The organism is Pantoea sp. CS_6, assembly GCF_041954745.1.
Classification (GTDB): Bacteria; Pseudomonadota; Gammaproteobacteria; order Enterobacterales; family Enterobacteriaceae; genus Pantoea; species Pantoea stewartii.
This window is the reverse complement of sequence record NZ_JAVAYG010000011.1, coordinates 150,083-167,418: the sequence shown is the minus strand read 5'-3', so window position 1 is coordinate 167,418 and position 17,336 is coordinate 150,083. Positions and strand designations below refer to the sequence as shown.

Below are 17,336 nucleotides of genomic sequence, written 5' to 3'. Positions count from 1 at the left end.
CAATCAAGTAAAAAAGCCCCGTACGAAAGTACGGGGCTTTTTTACGTCGGTTATCCGCCTGAAACCGAAAGGGACGAGCAGCACCTCAGCGGAAGCCGCGCTACCGCCGGCACCAAAGCCGTGAAACTCGCCTCATTGGTGGGCTGGCTGACTTCCGCAACGCCGATTTCTACCTGTCGCCAGCAGGCTCGTCAACATAAAGTGCATCACGGGCCATCTCAGGCAGACGCGTATCAGGGTTAAAGCGGAAAGACCTGTGGATCACCCTATAAGCCGTCAGTAAACCTGCCTGAATCACCCATATCCGATCAATGCACAGACGAGCACTGGCTGGGCCAGCTCACCTTTGCTGGATACAGCACGATTCAGGCATGCACCGTCGACGACAACGTATCGTCAGTCGCTAAAAAGCGGAGTTTTATAAAGGATGACGGAGGATTTACAACGTGGTGCATCATCCGGACAGGAAAGGTCAGAACCGTACCTCTGTCAGAGACGGAGGTACGGTCAGCAACGAGAGCGGTCAGTGAATAACCTGGGACAGGAAAGCGCGGGTACGTTCTGACTTCGGATTTGCAAAAAACTCCTGCGGTGGCGCAACCTCCACGATCTCGCCGCGATCCATAAAGATCACCCGATCGGCAACGGTACGTGCAAAGCCCATCTCATGCGTGACACACAGCATCGTCATGCCATCTTCTGCAAGCCCAATCATGGTATCCAGCACCTCTTTCACCATTTCCGGATCCAGGGCAGAGGTGGGCTCATCAAACAGCATAATTTTAGGTTTCATGCACAATGAACGCGCAATCGCGACACGCTGCTGTTGGCCGCCTGAAAGCTGACCAGGAAACTTATGCGCATGTTCAGCAATGCGTACGCGCTGCAGATAGTGCATCGCAAGCTCCTCCGCTTCTTTTTTGGCAATCTTACGCACCCACATCGGCGCTAGCGTACAGTTCTGCAAAACCGTAAGGTGAGGAAAAAGATTAAAGTGCTGAAAGACCATACCGACTTCAGTACGAACGCGCTCAATATTCCGTACGTCATCATTCAGATGAATACCATCGACCACAATCCGCCCCTTCTGATGTTCCTCCAGATGGTTGATACAACGAATCGTCGTCGATTTTCCTGACCCTGAGGGACCGCATAACACGATACGTTCGCGCGGTTTCACCTGCAGATTAATGTCTTTCAGCACATGAAACTGGCCGTACCATTTGTTCACATTTTCAAGCGAAATCATCGCATTGGTTGAATCAGTTATTATTTGTGTCATAGAAACCTCAGTGCGATTTACGCCCGGTGTGAAAACGTTTTTCCAGATACTGGCTGTAACGTGACATGCTAAAACAGAAAATCCAGTAGACCAGCGCCGCAAAGACATAGCCCTCTGTGGACATGCCCAGCCAGGCCGGATCGACCGTAGCCTGTTGAACGCTGCTAAACAGATCGAACAAACCGATGATGATAACCAGGCTGGTATCTTTGAATAACGCAATAATGGTATTCACCAGGCCCGGAATGGTGAGTTTTAACGCCTGAGGGAGGATCACCAGCATCTGGGTCTTCCAGTATCCCAGGGCAAGGGATTCAGCGGCTTCATACTGTCCTTTTGGTAATGCCTGCAGCCCACCGCGAACTACCTCGGCCACATACGCCGACTGGAACAGAATCACGCCGACTAAGGCACGTACCAGTTTGTCGATAGTGGTTCCCTCTGCCATAAACAGCGGCAGCATGACCGATGACATGAACAGCACGGTGATCAGCGGAACGCCACGCCAGAACTCAATAAAGATGACAGAAAGCGTACGGACAACAGGCATTTTAGAGCGGCGCCCTAACGCCAGCAAAATGCCTAAAGGTAAGGCGCCCGCAATGCCCACCGAGGCGATGATCAGGGTCAGCGTTAAGCCGCCCCACTGGCGCGTTTCCACGCGATCCAGTCCCAAAAATCCACCGTACAGTAAAAACCAGACGATCAGCGGATAGCATACCGCCCAGACGGCGATATAGCGTCCACGAAAGGGCAACCGTTTCAGGAACATGGGCACAATCGACACTAAGCCAATCACCAGCGCAAGATTAATGCGCCAGCGCAGCTCATGAGGATAGAGCCCATACATAAACTGACCAAAACGGGCATGAATGAAGACCCAGCATGCGCCTTCTTTTGTGCAGTCTGCGCGCGTAGTGCCAAACCAGTTGGCATCAAAGATCAGCCAGTTCAGCGCCGGGGGGATCAGGTGCCAGATCAGCCAGATACATAACAACGTCAGTAAGGTGTTAAACCATCCTGAAAACAGGTTCTTGCGGGCCCATAGCCAGCCCCGGCTCAGCGGCGAGGAGGCTACGGGCGTCGTTTCATGTGCAGTGACAGACATAGTCATCCCGTGTTCTTAACGCTCAACCAGCGCGATTTTGCGGTTATAAATATTCATCAACAGTGAAATCAGCAGGCTGATAATCAGGTAGACGCTCATCGTAATCGCAATGGTTTCAATAGCCTGACCGGTCTGATTCAGCACCGTACCGGCAAACAGCGACACCATGTCCGGGTAACCTATCGCGGCAGCCAGAGAGGAGTTTTTGACGATATTGAGATACTGGCTGGTCAGGGGCGGAATAATCACTCGCATGGCCTGAGGAATGATAACCTGACGCAGCGTGACGGGATTCGGTAACCCCAGTGAACGCGCCGCTTCATGCTGTCCGTAAGGCACAGCCTGAATACCTGAGCGAATCACCTCGGCAATGAAAGATGACGTATAGATCGACAGGGCCAGCGTGAGCGCTGCCAGCTCAGGTATCATGACGAAGCCGCCCCGGAAGTTAAACCCACGCAACTCCGGGATATCCCAGTGCATGGCGGCACCAAAAACTGCATGCGCAACCAGCGGGAACAGGATCAGCATCGCAACAGCTGCGGGCCAGGAGCGACGTAACTGACCGGTTTTAAGCTGATGCTGTCGGTTAAAACGGTATAAACCGTAGCTCGCCACCACAGCCAGTGCTAAAGCGATAACGAAAGGCCAGGTACCAGGCGCATAGGTCGGCCAGGGAATATACAGGCCACGATTACTCACGAAGGCGAGATCGAAGGCATTCAGCGCCTGACGCGGGCCGGGCAGGTTACGCAACACCGCGAAATACCAAAAGAAAATCTGCAATAACGGCGGGATATTGCGGAAGATTTCAATGTAGATATTCGCGATTTTACGTAATAACCAGTTCTCTGAGAGACGCGCCAGGCCGATAAAGAAGCCCAGTATGGAAGCAAATACAATACAAAGTGCGGAAACCAGCAGGGTATTTGTCAGGCCAACCAGAAATACACGTGCGTAGGTATCCCCTTCGGAATAATCAATAAGATGCTGAACGATGCCGAAACCCGCATTACGTTCTAAAAAACCAAACCCGGAAGTGATACCGCGATTAGCGAGATTGATGACGGTGTTGTGGACGAGATAACCCACCACAGACAGTACGATAACGATCGCCACGATCTGGTAAAGCCAGGCGCGAACCGTGGGATTACCGAACGAAAAATCCCTTTTCACGGTTGGGCGTTGTGACATGTTGAAACCTCAATAACGAAAGCCTTGCTGGGGCACCGCAGAAAACGATGCCCGACGGGGAGGTAGACTTAACGAACCGGTGGTGCGTACTGAATACCACCCTGGTTCCAGAGCGCATTCTGGCCACGAGCGATTTTCAGCGGGCTGTCTTTACCGACGTTGCGATCAAAACTTTCCTGATAGTTACCGACCTGCTTGATGATGTTGTACGCCCATTTGTTATCGAGCTTCAGATCTTTGCCATAGTCACCCTCGGCACCTAACAGGTGAGCCATATCGGGCGTCGCTGGCTTCGCGGCTTTCTCATCCACGTTTTTAGAGGTGATGCCCATTTCTTCGGCGTTCAGCATGGCAAACAGTGACCATTTCACGATGGTGAACCAGTCATCATCACCACGACGAACAACAGGACCCAACGGTTCTTTAGAGATGACTTCCGGCAGAACAATAAAGTCGTCTGGTTTACCTAATTTGATACGCAGTGCATAAAGTTGTGACTGATCGGAAGCCAGCGTATCGCAACGGCCGCTATCCAGTGCTTTTGCCGATTCGTCGGAGCGGTCAAATGTCACCGGGGTGTACTGCATCTTGTTCGCTTTGAAATAATCCGCAACGTTCAGTTCAGTGTCAGTACCGGCCTGAATACAGACGGTGGCACCATCCAGCTCTTTCGCACTTTTCAGGCCCGCTTTTTTGTGTGTCAGGAAACCAATGCCGTCATAGTAGTTAACACCGGTAAACATGAAGCCCATGCCGCCATCACGTGATGAGGTCCAGGTAGTGTTACGAGAAAGCACGTCCACTTCGCCAGACTGTAATGCGGTGAAGCGCTCTTTTGCGGTCAGCGGGGTATATTTTACTTTTGTTGCATCACCAAATACGGCTGCTGCCGCGGCACGACAGATATCCACATCAAGACCGGTAAATTTACCGCTGGCGTCTGCATAAGAGAAACCTGGCAGGCCATCGCTGATACCACATTGAACGAATCCTTTCTTTTTAATCGCATCCAGCGTGGCGCCTGCGTGGGCTTGCTGAGCAACGGCGAGCAGCGAAGCCGCAGCAACCAGAGTAGAGAGCATCATCTTTTTCATAAAGCATCCTGTGTGGCATGTCGTGTTGTTATGTAGTGCGCACTTTGGTGTGCGTTTCCTGTCTGTGGCGATCAGCCATCCACGACTTTGCAAAGCCAGTGCCAGGTTTGCAGAATTCTGAATTCACCTGAAATATCGGGTAATAATCTGAATTATCCGGAAGGCTGCAATAATATGGCGCACCAAAAGGATGCATTTCGAGTCGGGTAGATCACATTTAGTGCAATTTGTTTCACTATTTAGCAACAGTGTGAGCCTGTTTGCATGTGGCTCATGTAAGCAGACATGAGATTGCTTAAAAAGGTAGCCGTGCTCACAAAAGGCCGACAGGGCTGGGCTGAAGGGCATGGTGGTACAAAAGACAAAGGCCGCGAAGAAGAGAAAATGTGAAAGGTAAGTCTGTTAAAGTCACGCTGGCGACTGCAACTACAGTTACCATATGTGATGCAACTGTTTCAGCGTTTTTAAAAAAATTTGCGTAGTAACGCACAAATAAAAACGCCAGCCCGAAGGCTGGCGAGATTAACGGTGTGAACCTGAATCAGTTCATGCCGTATTTTTTCAGTTTCTTACGCAGCGTACCGCGGTTGATACCCATCATCAGGGCAGCACGGGTCTGGTTGCCACGGGTATACTGCATCACCATGTCCAACAGAGGCTGCTCGACTTCAGCCAAAACCAGTTCATACAGGTCACTCACATCCTGACCATTCAGTTGAGCAAAATAGTTCTTCAGTGCCTGTTTAACCGAATCACGCAAAGGTTTTTGAGTTACCTGATCCTGTGAGTTAACGGTAGAAACGGTCAGTACGTCAGAATTTACGCGTTGTTCGAACATAGTTCTTTCAGCTCTTTATTTCGTTACGCAAGATTTTCGAAGTATGCCTCCAACGCCTCCAGCTGTTCGCTGGCATCCTCAATGGCGTTGAATGTGCGCCGAAACTGGTCATTTGGGGCATGTTCCTGGAGATACCAGGACACGTGCTTCCGCGCTATACGGTATCCCTTGCCTGGACCGTAAAAGTCGTGCAGCTCACGTATATGCGAAACAAGCAAACGCTTGACCTCTGCCAGTGGCAGCGGGGCAAGCAGCTCCCCAGTGTCCAGATAATGCTGGATTTCCCGGAAGATCCACGGTCTTCCCTGAGCAGCACGTCCTATCATCAAAGCGTCGGCTCCGGTGTAGTCGAGCACTGCTCTGGCTTTATGCGGGTCAGTTATGTCTCCGTTCGCGATAATCGGAATAGAGACACTCTGCTTAACTGTCCGAATGCTGTCGTATTCAGCGTCTCCGTTGAACAGGCAGGCACGAGTGCGGCCATGTATCGTCAAAGCCTGAATGCCACAACGCTCAGCCAATTGGGCAATCGCGACACAGTTTCTGTTTTCTGGATCCCAACCGGTACGGATTTTCAATGTGACCGGTACATCAACCGCATTTACCACGGCAGAGAGAATAGACTCGACCACGGCAGGATATTGCAGTAAGGCCGACCCCGCCATTTTGCGGTTCACCTTTTTGGCTGGGCAACCCATATTAATATCAATCACCTGTGCACCAGCGTCGACATTAATACGTGCAGCCTGAGCCATCTCACTGGGATCACAGCCTGCAATCTGGACGGCACGAATGCCGGGTTCATCACTGTGCACCATGCGTAAACGAGATTTGTCACTGGCCCACACTTCGGGATTGGATGACAACATCTCAGAAACCGCCATTCCTGCACCCATCTCATGACAAAGCGTTCTGAAAGGCCTGTCTGTAATACCGGCCATCGGTGCCGCAATCAGTCGATTTCTCAGCTGGAGGTTTCCAATGCGCATGAAGTCGTAATGCCATACTGTGTCTGCAAGGCGGCGTATATTACGCATTTTTTTCTTAAGATGAAAGGCCAAACTTTGAACAATTCGCAAGAAAACTGCTTTTAGTCTGCTCTGACAAGGGTGTTATGGATAAATGACATTAAAAATCATGGCGTTATCCAGTTATGTTTATTTTGTGAACAAAGGTTTTTCCGACGAAGATTCGGCATTCGCCAGATAAAAAACGTCACATACCGTGATTAACGACACAACACGCCGTACAGACGGTTGACAAAAGCATAGCGATTGAGCGTGAAAGGCAGCGACGACCAGACAGGTTCGCTTTCATCTGTATGAGGAGAAGGTATACAGCCCTGCGACGTTCGCAGGGCAGAGTCTGACGCTCGCATCGTTTACGACGCTAAGCGTTTTTTACACCCGTAATCCGGCACCATTCTTCCTTAACGGCGACAGGGTCCAGCGCAAAGTGCATGGCATAAGCTTCACAGACACTCTCGGCCTGGCTTTCCAGCACGCCTGATAACCCCAGATGCCCGCCTGGTTTAGGCAGCACACGGATAAGCGGCGCTAACTCACGCAGCGGTCCGGCAAGAATGTTTGCCACCACCACATCAGCCTGCAGGTTTTCCGGTTGCTGATGCGGCAGATAAAGAGACAGACGGTCCGCCACCCCATTGCGCTCGGCATTGTCGCGGCTGGCCTGAATCGCCTGAGGATCGATATCAATGCCTATGGCCTGCGCTGCACCCAGCTTTAAGGCGGCGATCGCCAGGATCCCAGAGCCGCAGCCAAAATCGATCACCGTTTTACCGTTCAGATCCAGACCGTCGAGCCACGTCAGACAGAGCGATGTGGTGGGATGTGTGCCGGTTCCGAAAGCCAGCCCGGGATCCAGCATGACATTGACGGCATTCGGATCGGGCACATCGCGCCAGCTCGGGCAGATCCACAAGCGTTCGCCAAAGCGCATAGGATGGAAGTTCTCCATCCACTCGCGTTCCCAGTCTTTGTCTTCGATCTGCTCGATCTTGTGGCGAAAATTCTCTCCCAGCAGTGGATGCTGTGAAAGTTCGGCAATGACGCCTTCCATGTCGCTTTCGGCATCGAACAACCCGATAACATCGGTATCGCCCCATAAACGGGTTTCCCCGGGCAGAGGTTCGTAGACGGGCGTGTCATGGGTATCCTGAAAGGTCACTGACACGGCACCGGTTTCCATCAGTGCATCGCTCAGCGCCTCTGCGTTGGCGCCAGAACTGTTAATTTTGATTTGAATCCACGGCATAACATCTCTCTTAATTCAGTGTTGTGGTGCGTTAACCACGGCGGGTAAACGCCCAAACAGATTGCCGACCAGGAACGCCAGCAGACTTAACAATAAGGAAGGCACGATGGGATGAAATCCCCACAGTTGCAGGCCCAGGGTTGCCAGAATGGCATAACAGCCTCCGCCCACCACCATCCCGCTGAGCGCGCCTGCGGCATTGGCGCGTTCCCAATATAACCCCAGAACCAGCGGCCACAGGAATACTGCCTCCAGCCCACCAAACGCCAGCAGGTTAAGCCAGATAATCATGTCGGGCGGATGCCAGGCCACGAACAGCAAAACGACACCCAGGGCAAATGTCACCGTGCCCGATAACATCCGCAGTCGTGGCTCATTGTCCAGTTGCTGAGGTGCGAGGCGTAAATACAGATCTTTAACCAGCGTAGCGGAAGCCTGCAACAGCTGCGCATTGATGGTCGACATGATCGCCGCCATCGGCGCCGCTAAAAACAGCCCTGCGGCCAGCGGCGGCAGGACGGTAATCATCAGCGTCGGGATAACCCGATCCGGCACGGTCAGATCGGGCAATATGGCGCGGCCCAGCGCGCCTGCCAGATGCATTCCCAGCATCAGTACCACCACCACGATAGTGCCGAGAACAATCGCCCGGTGAACGGCTTTACTGTCCTTGTAGGAAATACAGCGGACAGCGGTATGGGGCAGACCGATAACGCCAAAACAGACCAGAACGATAAATGAGCTCAGGAACGTCGGCGTAATGATATCGCCCGGCCCCTCAGGAGACAGCAGTTTGGGATCAATCGCATGCAGTTTTTCTACAGCAGTGTGGATCCCTCCGGCATGGTGAATAATTGCAAACAGCAGCAAAAAGGTGCCAATCAGCATCACAATGCCCTGCATGGCATCGTTAAGCACGCTGGCCCGGAAGCCGCCAAATGCCGTATAAAGCGCGATAGTCCCACCGAAGATCAGTAATCCCGTGTCGTAGGGGATACCGGCTGCGGTTTCCAGCAGGCGTGCGCCACCGATAAACTGCACGGCCATCGCACCCACAAAGGCAACGAGTAAACTCAGGCTGGCCAGGACCACCAATAGTGTGCTGCCATAGCGCGCATAGAGCATATCGTTAAGCGTGACCGCATTATGCTTACGCGCCAGAATGGCAAATTTCTTCCCCAGTACACCCAGTGAAAGCCAGACAGCAGGAACCTGAACCATGGCCAGCAGCACCCAGCCCAGACCATATTTATACGCTGCGCCTGGGCCACCGATAAAGGAGCTGGCGCTGATATAGGTGGTGGTGATGGTCATAGCCAGCACAAATCCGCCCATCGAACGGCTACCCAGAAAATACTCGGTCAGGAAATTTCCTTTGCGCTGTTTACGCATCGCAAAGACGGACAGACCGGCAATAACGACCAGATAAGCCAACAGTGGCAGGATGATTTCAGTGTTCATCTTCCTCCTCAAGAGACATCTCACGGAAGCGTGTACGGACCATTAGCCAGCACAGAAAAATGAACAGCAGAGGCGCAAAAATGCAGGAGAGCTCAAACCAGCGTGGCAAACCGGTTATGCCAACCGCATCGCCGCCCGACCAGGCGGAAATGCCCCAGACAGCCAGCCAGGCCAGCGTGAGACAGAGCGACCAGCGAGCCTCTTTGTGAGCCTGTAAAAAACGCGCGTCCATGATGTGACCTTAACGCCAGCGGGAAAAGAAAAAGGCCGGAATATCCGGCCTCAGACTAACTCAGCATTGCGATTACTTCTCGTGCAGGCCGAGTTTTTTCTCCAGATAGTGGATATTGGTGCCACCGTGCTGGAAGTTTTCATCGGACATGATTTTCATCTGCAGTTCGATGTTGGTTTTGATGCCGTCGATAATCAGCTCCGCCAGCGCGTTTTTCATACGGGCAATGGCGATATCACGGGTTTCACCGTAGGTGATGAGCTTTCCGATCATGGAATCATAATACGGCGGCACGCTGTAACCCGCATAAATATGGGATTCCCAACGCACACCAAAACCACCCGGTGCATGGAAACGGGTAATCTTACCAGGGCTTGGCAGGAAGGTGACCGGATCCTCGGCGTTGATACGGCATTCAACCGCATGACCGCGAATAATCACATCTTCTTGCTTGATTGACAGCGGCTGGCCAGCAGCAATACGCAGCTGCTCTTTAATCAGGTCGACGCCGGTGATCATTTCGGTGACCGGATGTTCAACCTGAATACGGGTGTTCATTTCAATGAAATAGAACTCGCCATTCTCGTACAGGAACTCAAACGTCCCTGCGCCGCGATAGCCGATATCGATACAGGCTTTAGTACAACGCTCACCGATGAATGAACGCAGCTCTGGCGTAATGCCCGGTGCTGGCGCTTCTTCCACGACTTTCTGGTGGCGGCGCTGCATAGAACAGTCACGCTCGCCCAGATAGATGGCGTTGCCCTGGCCATCAGCCAGAACCTGGATTTCGATGTGACGTGGATTTTCCAGATACTTCTCCATGTACACCATGTCGTTGTTGAAAGCCGCTTTGGCTTCCGCTTTCGTCATGTTGATGGATTGTTCCAGATCTTTGTCACTGCGCACAACGCGCATACCACGACCGCCGCCGCCGCCGGAGGCTTTAATAATGACCGGATAGCCGATGCGCTTGGCGAGGGCACGGTTTTTTTCCATGTCATCGGTCAGTGAGCCATCGGAGCCAGGTACGGTCGGCACGCCAGCTTTCTTCATCGCCGTGATGGCCGACACTTTATCGCCCATCAGGCGGATGGTGTCAGCTTTTGGACCCACAAAGATAAAGCCAGAGCGCTCAACCTGCTCAGCAAAATCCGCGTTCTCAGACAGGAAGCCGTAGCCAGGGTGAATCGCCACCGCGCCGGTGATTTCTGCAGCAGAGATCAACGCCGGGATGTTGAGATAACTTTTGACCGACTGTGCCGGGCCGATGCAAACCGTTTCGTCTGCCAGCAGCACGTGTTTCAGGTCACGGTCCGCGCTTGAGTGAACAGCGACAGTCTTAATGCCCAGTTCTTTACAGGCACGCAGAATGCGCAGTGCAATCTCACCGCGGTTAGCAATAACAATTTTATCCAGCATGGTTCGCCCCGTTATTCGATGACAACAAGTGGCTCGTCAAATTCTACCGGTTGACCACTTTCGACCAGAATGGCTTTAACAACGCCAGATTTGTCGGCTTCGATCTGGTTCATCATTTTCATGGCTTCAACGATGCACAGCGTGTCACCGGCATTGACTTTCTGGCCCACTTCCACAAACGCTTTCGCATCCGGGCTTGGTGTGCGGTAGAAGGTACCGACCATCGGTGAACGTACGATGTGACCACTGATTTCTGCTGGTGCAGCTTCTGCGACAGCGGCAACAGGTGCCACGGCGCTCGCCAGCGCCGGTTGCTGAGCAACAGGCGCAGCATAAGCCTGCTGCATCATCGGATAACCAGTGTTTGCAGGTGCACGACTGATACGAACAGACTCTTCACCTTCGGAAATCTCCAGCTCAGAAATGCCAGATTCTTCAACCAGTTCGATCAGTTTTTTAATTTTACGAATATCCATGAATGGGGTTCCGTACTCAGTTTGATTAATTAGTATGAGACAGGCGCTTTACTGCCGTTTGTAATGCCCACGAGTAGCCATCGGCGCCAAGCCCACAAATAACGCCCGCAGAGACATCAGAAAAATAGGAATGTTGGCGGAAGGGCTCGCGGCTGTGCACATTTGACAAATGAACTTCGATAAAGGGAATGTCCACTGCTAACAGCGCATCACGAAGTGCGACGCTGGTGTGCGTAAACGCGGCAGGATTGATGATGATATAATCCACGTTGCCTTTTGCCTCATGAATGCGATCAATGAGCTGATATTCAGCATTGGACTGCAAATGGCTTAACGCTACATTCAACTGGTCTGCCTGCTGCACCAGACGAGAAACGATCTGATCCAGCGTGACGTCCCCGTATTTTTCAGGCTCGCGCGTTCCCAACAGATTAAGGTTGGGACCGTTCAAAAGCAGAATATGTAATTTATCGGCCATCTTGCTGCCATCTCCCGCAATCATTGAGGCATCGCGTAAAATACCTTGCCGCTTTCCATTTGTCACCCGTCACGGTGAAAAAGAAGCGTCTAATCGCAATAAAGCCGGCCATTATATCCGTTTCGTGGCATTTCGCAGCAAAATACTGGTCTTATCTGCGAAGTTGATCGGATGCGGTCCGGAGACCGCATTTTTGCAGACGATAGCGGGGAAAAGAGCGGTTAACGCGGCCACCACTTAATGAACTTTTTGTAGCGCCAGGCTAACAGGACCAGAGCTAAAAGCGCATAAATAATGGGTTGCGGCGAAAGGATTTTGACTGACCAGAGATAATGGACAGGTGCCAGGATCGCGACCAGATAGATCAGGTTATGCAATGTTTGCCACTGTTTGCCGAGTTTACGCTGCATGCGCTGGAAAGACGTGACGGCCAGCGCCAACAAGATAAACCAGGAGAGGATCCCCAGCGTCAGATAGGGCCGGGAAATCAGCTCACTGCCCAGCAGGCCGATGTTATTTATTCCCAGCTCCAACAGGTAGTAGCTGGTCAAATGCAAACTGGCCCAGAAAAATGTCCAGATCCCCAGCAGGCGTCGGGTCCGAATGAGCAGGGGTTGTTTTATCAGGCGCGTTAAGGGCGACACCAGCAACGTAGCCAGCAGCAGTTTCAATGCCATTCGGCCGGTAAAATGCTGGATATCCTTTGCCGGGTCGGCGCTCAGTCCACCGTGCATCGCGGCCATGATCAAATAAACCAACGGCAGGAACGCAGCCAGATGCAACAGGACTTTAAGCCAGCCGATCTGCTTTATTGTCAGGCGCACTCAATAATTCTCCCGCAAATCCATGCCGCGATAGAGCGAGGCAACCTGATCGGCATAACCGTTGAAGAGTAACGTGGGCTGACGATCCACATTAAAGCTACTGCCCGGACCAATAAAACGTTCGGTCGCCTGTGACCAGCGTGGATGGTTCACATGGGGATTCACGTTGGCATAGAAACCATACTCATTGTCAGCAATCTGATTCCATGTCGTTGGCGGTTGATCGTGAGTGAGCGTAATTTTCACAATGGACTTGATGCCCTTAAAGCCATATTTCCACGGAACCGTCAGGCGAATCGGCGCACCATTCTGCGGCGGCAGCGCTTTACCGTATACGCCCGTTGTCAGAATCGTAAGCGGATGCATCGCTTCATCCAGGCGCAAACCTTCTACATAAGGGTAATTGAGCCCGCCGCCAATAAACCGGTCTTTTTGCCCTGGCATCTGATCGGGCGCGTACAGCGTCTGGAAGGCGACGAAGCGGGCTTTGCTGGTGGGTTCTGCCAGCTTCAGCAGTTTATTTAGTTCAAATCCGATCCAGGGAACGACCATCGACCAGGCTTCAACACAGCGCATGCGATAGATTCGTTGCTCCATCGCGAAGCGCTTAAAAATATCATCCATGTCCAGCGTCACGGGCTTAGCCACTTCGCCCTCAATCGTCAGTTTCCAGGGATCGGTTTTTAGGGTACCGGCGTTCGCCGCAGGATCGGCTTTATCCAGACCAAATTCGTAGAAATTGTTGTATCCGGAAACTTTATCGGCGGGCGTTAAGGGCAGGTTAGCCTGGTACTGGGCGGGTTTGGTAAAGTCAAGCGGACGGCCTGCGGGGGCAGCAGGGCGGTCGTTGCCTTTGAACCAGCTCAGGATATCAGCATTCGCCATGCCGGGAAGGCCCATGGCTGCGGCACCCAGCCCCAGCGTCTGAAGCACCCGACGACGGTTCATATTAAAGATGCTTTCTGGCGTTACATCTGCTTCGGTCAGGCTTTTAGTCGGCTTCATCGTTTTTCTCCAGGCGCGATAGTCTCAACCAGCATGATGACTATTACTTATGCTGGCGAATTTCGCTGCAAAAATGTGAAATTTCCTGGCTTCGCTCTCAAATGGGAATCCACTGAAAAATGTAGAATCAGGCGCTGTGAGATCTTCTCAGCGGTATACTTCGCCTTCACGCACAACGCCACTGTTGCCAGACGACATTTGTGTTATTTTGCTCAAATTTCTTCCGGCTGCCGTGCAGCGCCAGCGTGATCCGGCGACAACCGAAGTGAAACAGGCACAGGGATGCGATTAACGACCAAACTTTCTGCATTTATTACACTGATTAGCGTACTGGCAATGGTTTTAATGCTGGTGGGTTGTGCTTTTAGTGTTTTCTGGCTCACGCATCAGCGCGTCGAAAGTCGCGTACAGGTGCTGGCGACCGAAGTTGATAACGTCTTGCTGAGCCAACCTCCCGATACGCTCAAGGCCTGGCTGGCCCCGATGTTGCCTGTTATTAACGCGGAGCAACTTTCTCTCTATAACGGTCGCCAACCTGTTTTTACGCTGTCCCGCCATGAAAATCAGATGCTCGAGCACGAAAAAAACCGCTATATCCATTTTGACATTGCGCTAATGCACCAACCGGGAATGCGGCTCCGGTTGACGATTCTCGATCCTGCACAAACCTGGCTACGCTCGATTCCTGCGACTTATACCCTTGTCGCCCTCGTGCTGGTTGTACTGATTATGGCGGTGATGCTGTCCATCATCCATCGCTGGCTGGTGCGTCAATGGCGCGGGATGGAACACCTGGAAAGTCGTTCGGCATCGATTCTTGCTGGCGAGCGTACCTTCTTCCGCCAAAAGCAGCGTGATGAGTGGCCGCCCAAAGCCAGTCGGGCGATCGATCAGCTTCTGTCAGATTTACAGGAAGCCGGCGAGCAGCGCGTTCGCATTGATACGTTAATTCGTACCTTTGCTGCGCAGGATGGCCGAACCGGGCTGAATAACCGGCTTTTCTTCGATAATCAGTTGGCCACCTTGCTGGAGGACCAGGAAGATGTCGGGACACACGGCGTGGTCATGATGATCCGCTTTCCTGAGCTCGACACGCACGACCACTCGCTTGGACCGGTGCTGGTTGAAGAGTACCTGTTTAACGTCGTCAATATGCTGTCCACTTTTGTCATGCGTTATCCCGGCGCGCTTCTTGCGCGTTATTTTCGCAGTGATTTTGCGGTATTGCTGCCGCACCGCAGCCTGAAAGAGGCCAACAGCATCGCTGACCAGTTAATTAATGCCGTTGATGCGTTACCTCCTATGCGCATGGTGAACCGTGACGACTTTATTCACATCGGTATCAGCGCCTGGCACAGTGGCCAGACGGTGCCGCAGGTAATGGAAAATGTGGAGATGGCGACGCGACGGGCAACGCTGTCCGGTGGCAATAACTGGTCAAACGGCGCGGGCAATCCGCAGGATGCCGGGCGCGGCAGTGTTCGCTGGCGCACTTTGCTGGAAAATACACTCAGTCGCGGTGGGCCGCGGCTCTATCAGAAACCTGCCGTGGACCGTGAGGGCAAGGTTCGTCATCGTGTCATACTCAGCCGCATCTTTGATGGTGATAAAGAAGTGCTGTCGGCTGAATACATGCCACTGGTGCAGCAGCTTGGCATGGTAGAGAGCTGGGACAGGCAGATGGTGTTGCGCATTGCCGCTTTGTCAGAGCTGTGGCCTGAAGAAACACTGGTTATCCCGGTCAGTATCGACTCTCTGTTAAAGCGTCCCTTTGTCGTCTGGTTGCAGCGAATGTTGCTGGCCTGCCCAAAAAGTCAGCGAAAACGATTTTTATTTGAACTTGCGGAAGGGGATGTTTGTCAACACATCAGCCGTTTGATTCCGGTGTTGCATTCGCTCCAGGCATTTGGCTGCCGGATTGCCATCAGTCAGGCAGGACTGACGGTAGTCAGTAGCGCCTATATCAGGCAACTGCCGGTCGCGTTAATCAAGCTGGATGCCGGCCTGGTGCGCAACATTGAGCGCCGTACTGAAAATCAGCTGTTTGTGCGGAGCCTGCTGGACGTTTGCAAGCCGACCGGTACCCGGCTTTATGCGGCAGGCGTTCGCACAAAAGCGGAGTGGCAAACTCTGGTCGAATTAGGGGTTGAAGGCGGGCAGGGCGACCTGTTTTCACCTTCTCAGCCGGTCAACAGTAATGTGAAAAAGTACTCGCAACGTTACCAGATTTAATCGTTTGCCTGAATTCGCCGGTTTTACGCCAGCTTTTAGTGAATACAGGACAACAAACAGGCAGAATAGAGCGCCTGAAATGTTAGATTTTATGTCGGAGTAAAGTTAAGAAAATTCTTTAACAAGCAGCTCTGATAGCGTGATATCGCTGTTCCGCTCGTGTGAGAAACAGCTGTAAATGATTTAATGCGAATGTCGCCTAATTTTTCACCGAAGCAGAACGTTTTTGCGCCTTGTGGCAGCTTCGTGTGGTTGGTAAAGTAAGCGGATTTTATTTTCCGCCTCCAGCTTGCAGGATTATCCCTTAGTATGTTTAAAAAATTTCGTGGCATGTTTTCCAATGACTTGTCCATTGACCTGGGTACCGCGAACACCCTGATTTATGTAAAAGGACAAGGCATCGTGCTGAACGAGCCTTCCGTAGTGGCTATTCGCCAGGATCGTGCCGGCTCACCTAAAAGTGTAGCGGCCGTTGGTCATGACGCCAAACAGATGCTAGGCCGTACACCGGGCAATATTGCAGCCATTCGTCCTATGAAAGATGGCGTTATCGCCGACTTCTTCGTGACCGAGAAAATGCTGCAGCACTTCATTAAGCAGGTTCACAGCAACAGCTTTATGCGTCCAAGTCCGCGCGTGCTGGTATGTGTGCCTGTCGGTGCCACGCAGGTTGAGCGCCGCGCAATCCGCGAATCTGCCCAGGGGGCGGGTGCACGTGAAGTGTTCCTGATTGAAGAACCTATGGCGGCCGCCATTGGCGCTGGCTTACCGGTTTCTGAAGCGACCGGGTCAATGGTAGTCGATATTGGTGGCGGTACCACTGAAGTTGCCGTCATTTCTTTGAACGGCGTGGTTTACTCTTCTTCCGTGCGTATCGGTGGTGATCGCTTCGATGAAGCCATCATTAATTATGTGCGCCGTAATTACGGTTCACTGATTGGTGAAGCCACAGCGGAACGTATCAAGCATGAAATCGGTTCTGCTTACCCGGGTGACGAAGTGCGTGAGATCGAAGTGCGTGGTCGTAACCTGGCAGAAGGTGTGCCACGCGGCTTTACCCTTAACTCAAATGAAATCCTTGAAGCCCTGCAAGAGCCGCTTACCGGAATTGTGAGTGCAGTAATGGTCGCGCTGGAACAGTGTCCGCCAGAACTCGCCTCTGACATTTCCGAGCGTGGCATGGTCCTGACGGGCGGTGGTGCGCTGCTGAGAAATCTGGATCGTCTGCTGATGGAAGAAACAGGCATTCCTGTTGTCGTCGCGGAAGATCCGCTGACCTGCGTTGCGCGCGGCGGCGGTAAAGCCCTGGAAATGATCGACATGCATGGCGGCGATTTATTCAGCGAAGAATAATGGCCTCAACCGGCTGAGACCGTCGTAACAGTGCGCAGGGAGTAGCGTGTAAACCGGCGCTGC

At 52.5% G+C, this 17,336-nt stretch carries 17 protein-coding genes; 3 read left to right on the top strand and 14 right to left on the bottom strand.

Features of this window, described 5'->3' with window-relative positions:
• Window positions 1–243: hypothetical protein (locus tag RAC90_RS17125; protein ID WP_375124570.1), on the top strand; the 243-nt coding region annotated here is incomplete at its 5' end.
• A gap of 280 nt (window positions 244–523) precedes the next feature.
• Here RAC90_RS17125 and RAC90_RS17120 read toward each other — a convergent pair.
• From RAC90_RS17120 to msrP, 14 genes are all read right to left on the bottom strand, one after another.
• Complete coding sequence (locus RAC90_RS17120) at window positions 524–1,282, bottom strand: amino acid ABC transporter ATP-binding protein (RefSeq protein ID WP_033740081.1); 759 nt, start codon at window positions 1,280–1,282, stop codon at window positions 524–526.
• Between the two features lie 7 nt (window positions 1,283–1,289).
• The gene (locus RAC90_RS17115; RefSeq protein ID WP_375094075.1) at window positions 1,290–2,390 is read right to left on the bottom strand and encodes an amino acid ABC transporter permease; all 1,101 of its coding nucleotides are present in this window, start codon (window positions 2,388–2,390) and stop codon (window positions 1,290–1,292) included.
• A 15-nt stretch (window positions 2,391–2,405) separates the two neighbouring features.
• Window positions 2,406–3,584 (bottom strand): amino acid ABC transporter permease, encoded by a 1,179-nt coding sequence (locus tag RAC90_RS17110; RefSeq protein ID WP_054686961.1) that lies wholly within the window; start codon window positions 3,582–3,584, stop codon window positions 2,406–2,408.
• A gap of 68 nt (window positions 3,585–3,652) precedes the next feature.
• Window positions 3,653–4,678, bottom strand: a complete 1,026-nt coding sequence (locus RAC90_RS17105) for an amino acid ABC transporter substrate-binding protein (RefSeq protein WP_033740076.1) — start codon at window positions 4,676–4,678, stop codon at window positions 3,653–3,655.
• 541 nt (window positions 4,679–5,219) lie between these two features.
• On the bottom strand, window positions 5,220–5,516 hold the full coding sequence (gene fis / locus RAC90_RS17100) for a DNA-binding transcriptional regulator Fis (RefSeq protein ID WP_003855228.1): 297 nt from the start codon (window positions 5,514–5,516) through the stop codon (window positions 5,220–5,222).
• A 23-nt stretch (window positions 5,517–5,539) separates the two neighbouring features.
• Window positions 5,540–6,505, bottom strand: coding sequence for a tRNA dihydrouridine synthase DusB (gene dusB / locus RAC90_RS17095; RefSeq protein ID WP_033740115.1), 966 nt, complete (start codon window positions 6,503–6,505; stop codon window positions 5,540–5,542).
• Window positions 6,506–6,905: 400 nt separating this feature from the next.
• Window positions 6,906–7,790, bottom strand: a complete 885-nt coding sequence (prmA, locus tag RAC90_RS17090; RefSeq protein ID WP_033740074.1) for a 50S ribosomal protein L11 methyltransferase — start codon at window positions 7,788–7,790, stop codon at window positions 6,906–6,908.
• 15 nt (window positions 7,791–7,805) lie between these two features.
• Window positions 7,806–9,251, bottom strand: a complete 1,446-nt coding sequence (panF, locus tag RAC90_RS17085) for a sodium/pantothenate symporter (protein WP_033740073.1) — start codon at window positions 9,249–9,251, stop codon at window positions 7,806–7,808.
• The gene (locus tag RAC90_RS17080) at window positions 9,241–9,483 is read right to left on the bottom strand and encodes a YhdT family protein (RefSeq protein WP_033740072.1); all 243 of its coding nucleotides are present in this window, start codon (window positions 9,481–9,483) and stop codon (window positions 9,241–9,243) included. Before RAC90_RS17080 ends, panF begins: the two co-directional genes overlap by 11 nt.
• Window positions 9,484–9,555: 72 nt before the next feature.
• Window positions 9,556–10,905 carry an acetyl-CoA carboxylase biotin carboxylase subunit gene (gene accC / locus RAC90_RS17075; protein ID WP_033740070.1) on the bottom strand — a complete coding sequence of 450 codons (1,350 nt, stop codon included), beginning with the start codon at window positions 10,903–10,905 and terminating at the stop codon, window positions 9,556–9,558.
• An 11-nt stretch (window positions 10,906–10,916) separates the two neighbouring features.
• Complete coding sequence (gene accB / locus RAC90_RS17070; RefSeq protein ID WP_033740068.1) at window positions 10,917–11,381, bottom strand: acetyl-CoA carboxylase biotin carboxyl carrier protein; 465 nt, start codon at window positions 11,379–11,381, stop codon at window positions 10,917–10,919.
• A 25-nt stretch (window positions 11,382–11,406) separates the two neighbouring features.
• Window positions 11,407–11,859, bottom strand: a complete 453-nt coding sequence (gene aroQ / locus RAC90_RS17065) for a type II 3-dehydroquinate dehydratase (RefSeq protein ID WP_033740114.1) — start codon at window positions 11,857–11,859, stop codon at window positions 11,407–11,409.
• 221 nt (window positions 11,860–12,080) lie between these two features.
• On the bottom strand, window positions 12,081–12,683 hold the full coding sequence (msrQ, locus tag RAC90_RS17060) for a protein-methionine-sulfoxide reductase heme-binding subunit MsrQ (protein ID WP_375124569.1): 603 nt from the start codon (window positions 12,681–12,683) through the stop codon (window positions 12,081–12,083).
• Window positions 12,684–13,688 (bottom strand): protein-methionine-sulfoxide reductase catalytic subunit MsrP, encoded by a 1,005-nt coding sequence (msrP, locus tag RAC90_RS17055; RefSeq protein ID WP_006120979.1) that lies wholly within the window; start codon window positions 13,686–13,688, stop codon window positions 12,684–12,686.
• Window positions 13,689–13,970: 282 nt separating this feature from the next.
• On the opposite strand from msrP, the gene csrD reads away from it, so the two are divergent.
• Both csrD and mreB read left to right on the top strand, forming a co-directional pair.
• Window positions 13,971–15,920: an RNase E specificity factor CsrD gene (gene csrD / locus RAC90_RS17050; RefSeq protein ID WP_375124568.1), complete on the top strand. Its 1,950-nt coding sequence runs from the start codon at window positions 13,971–13,973 to the stop codon at window positions 15,918–15,920.
• Between the two features lie 309 nt (window positions 15,921–16,229).
• A complete protein-coding gene (mreB, locus tag RAC90_RS17045) occupies window positions 16,230–17,273 on the top strand; it encodes a rod shape-determining protein MreB (protein WP_003855260.1) in 1,044 nt (347 codons plus the stop codon).
• Window positions 17,274–17,336 lie beyond the last annotated feature (63 nt).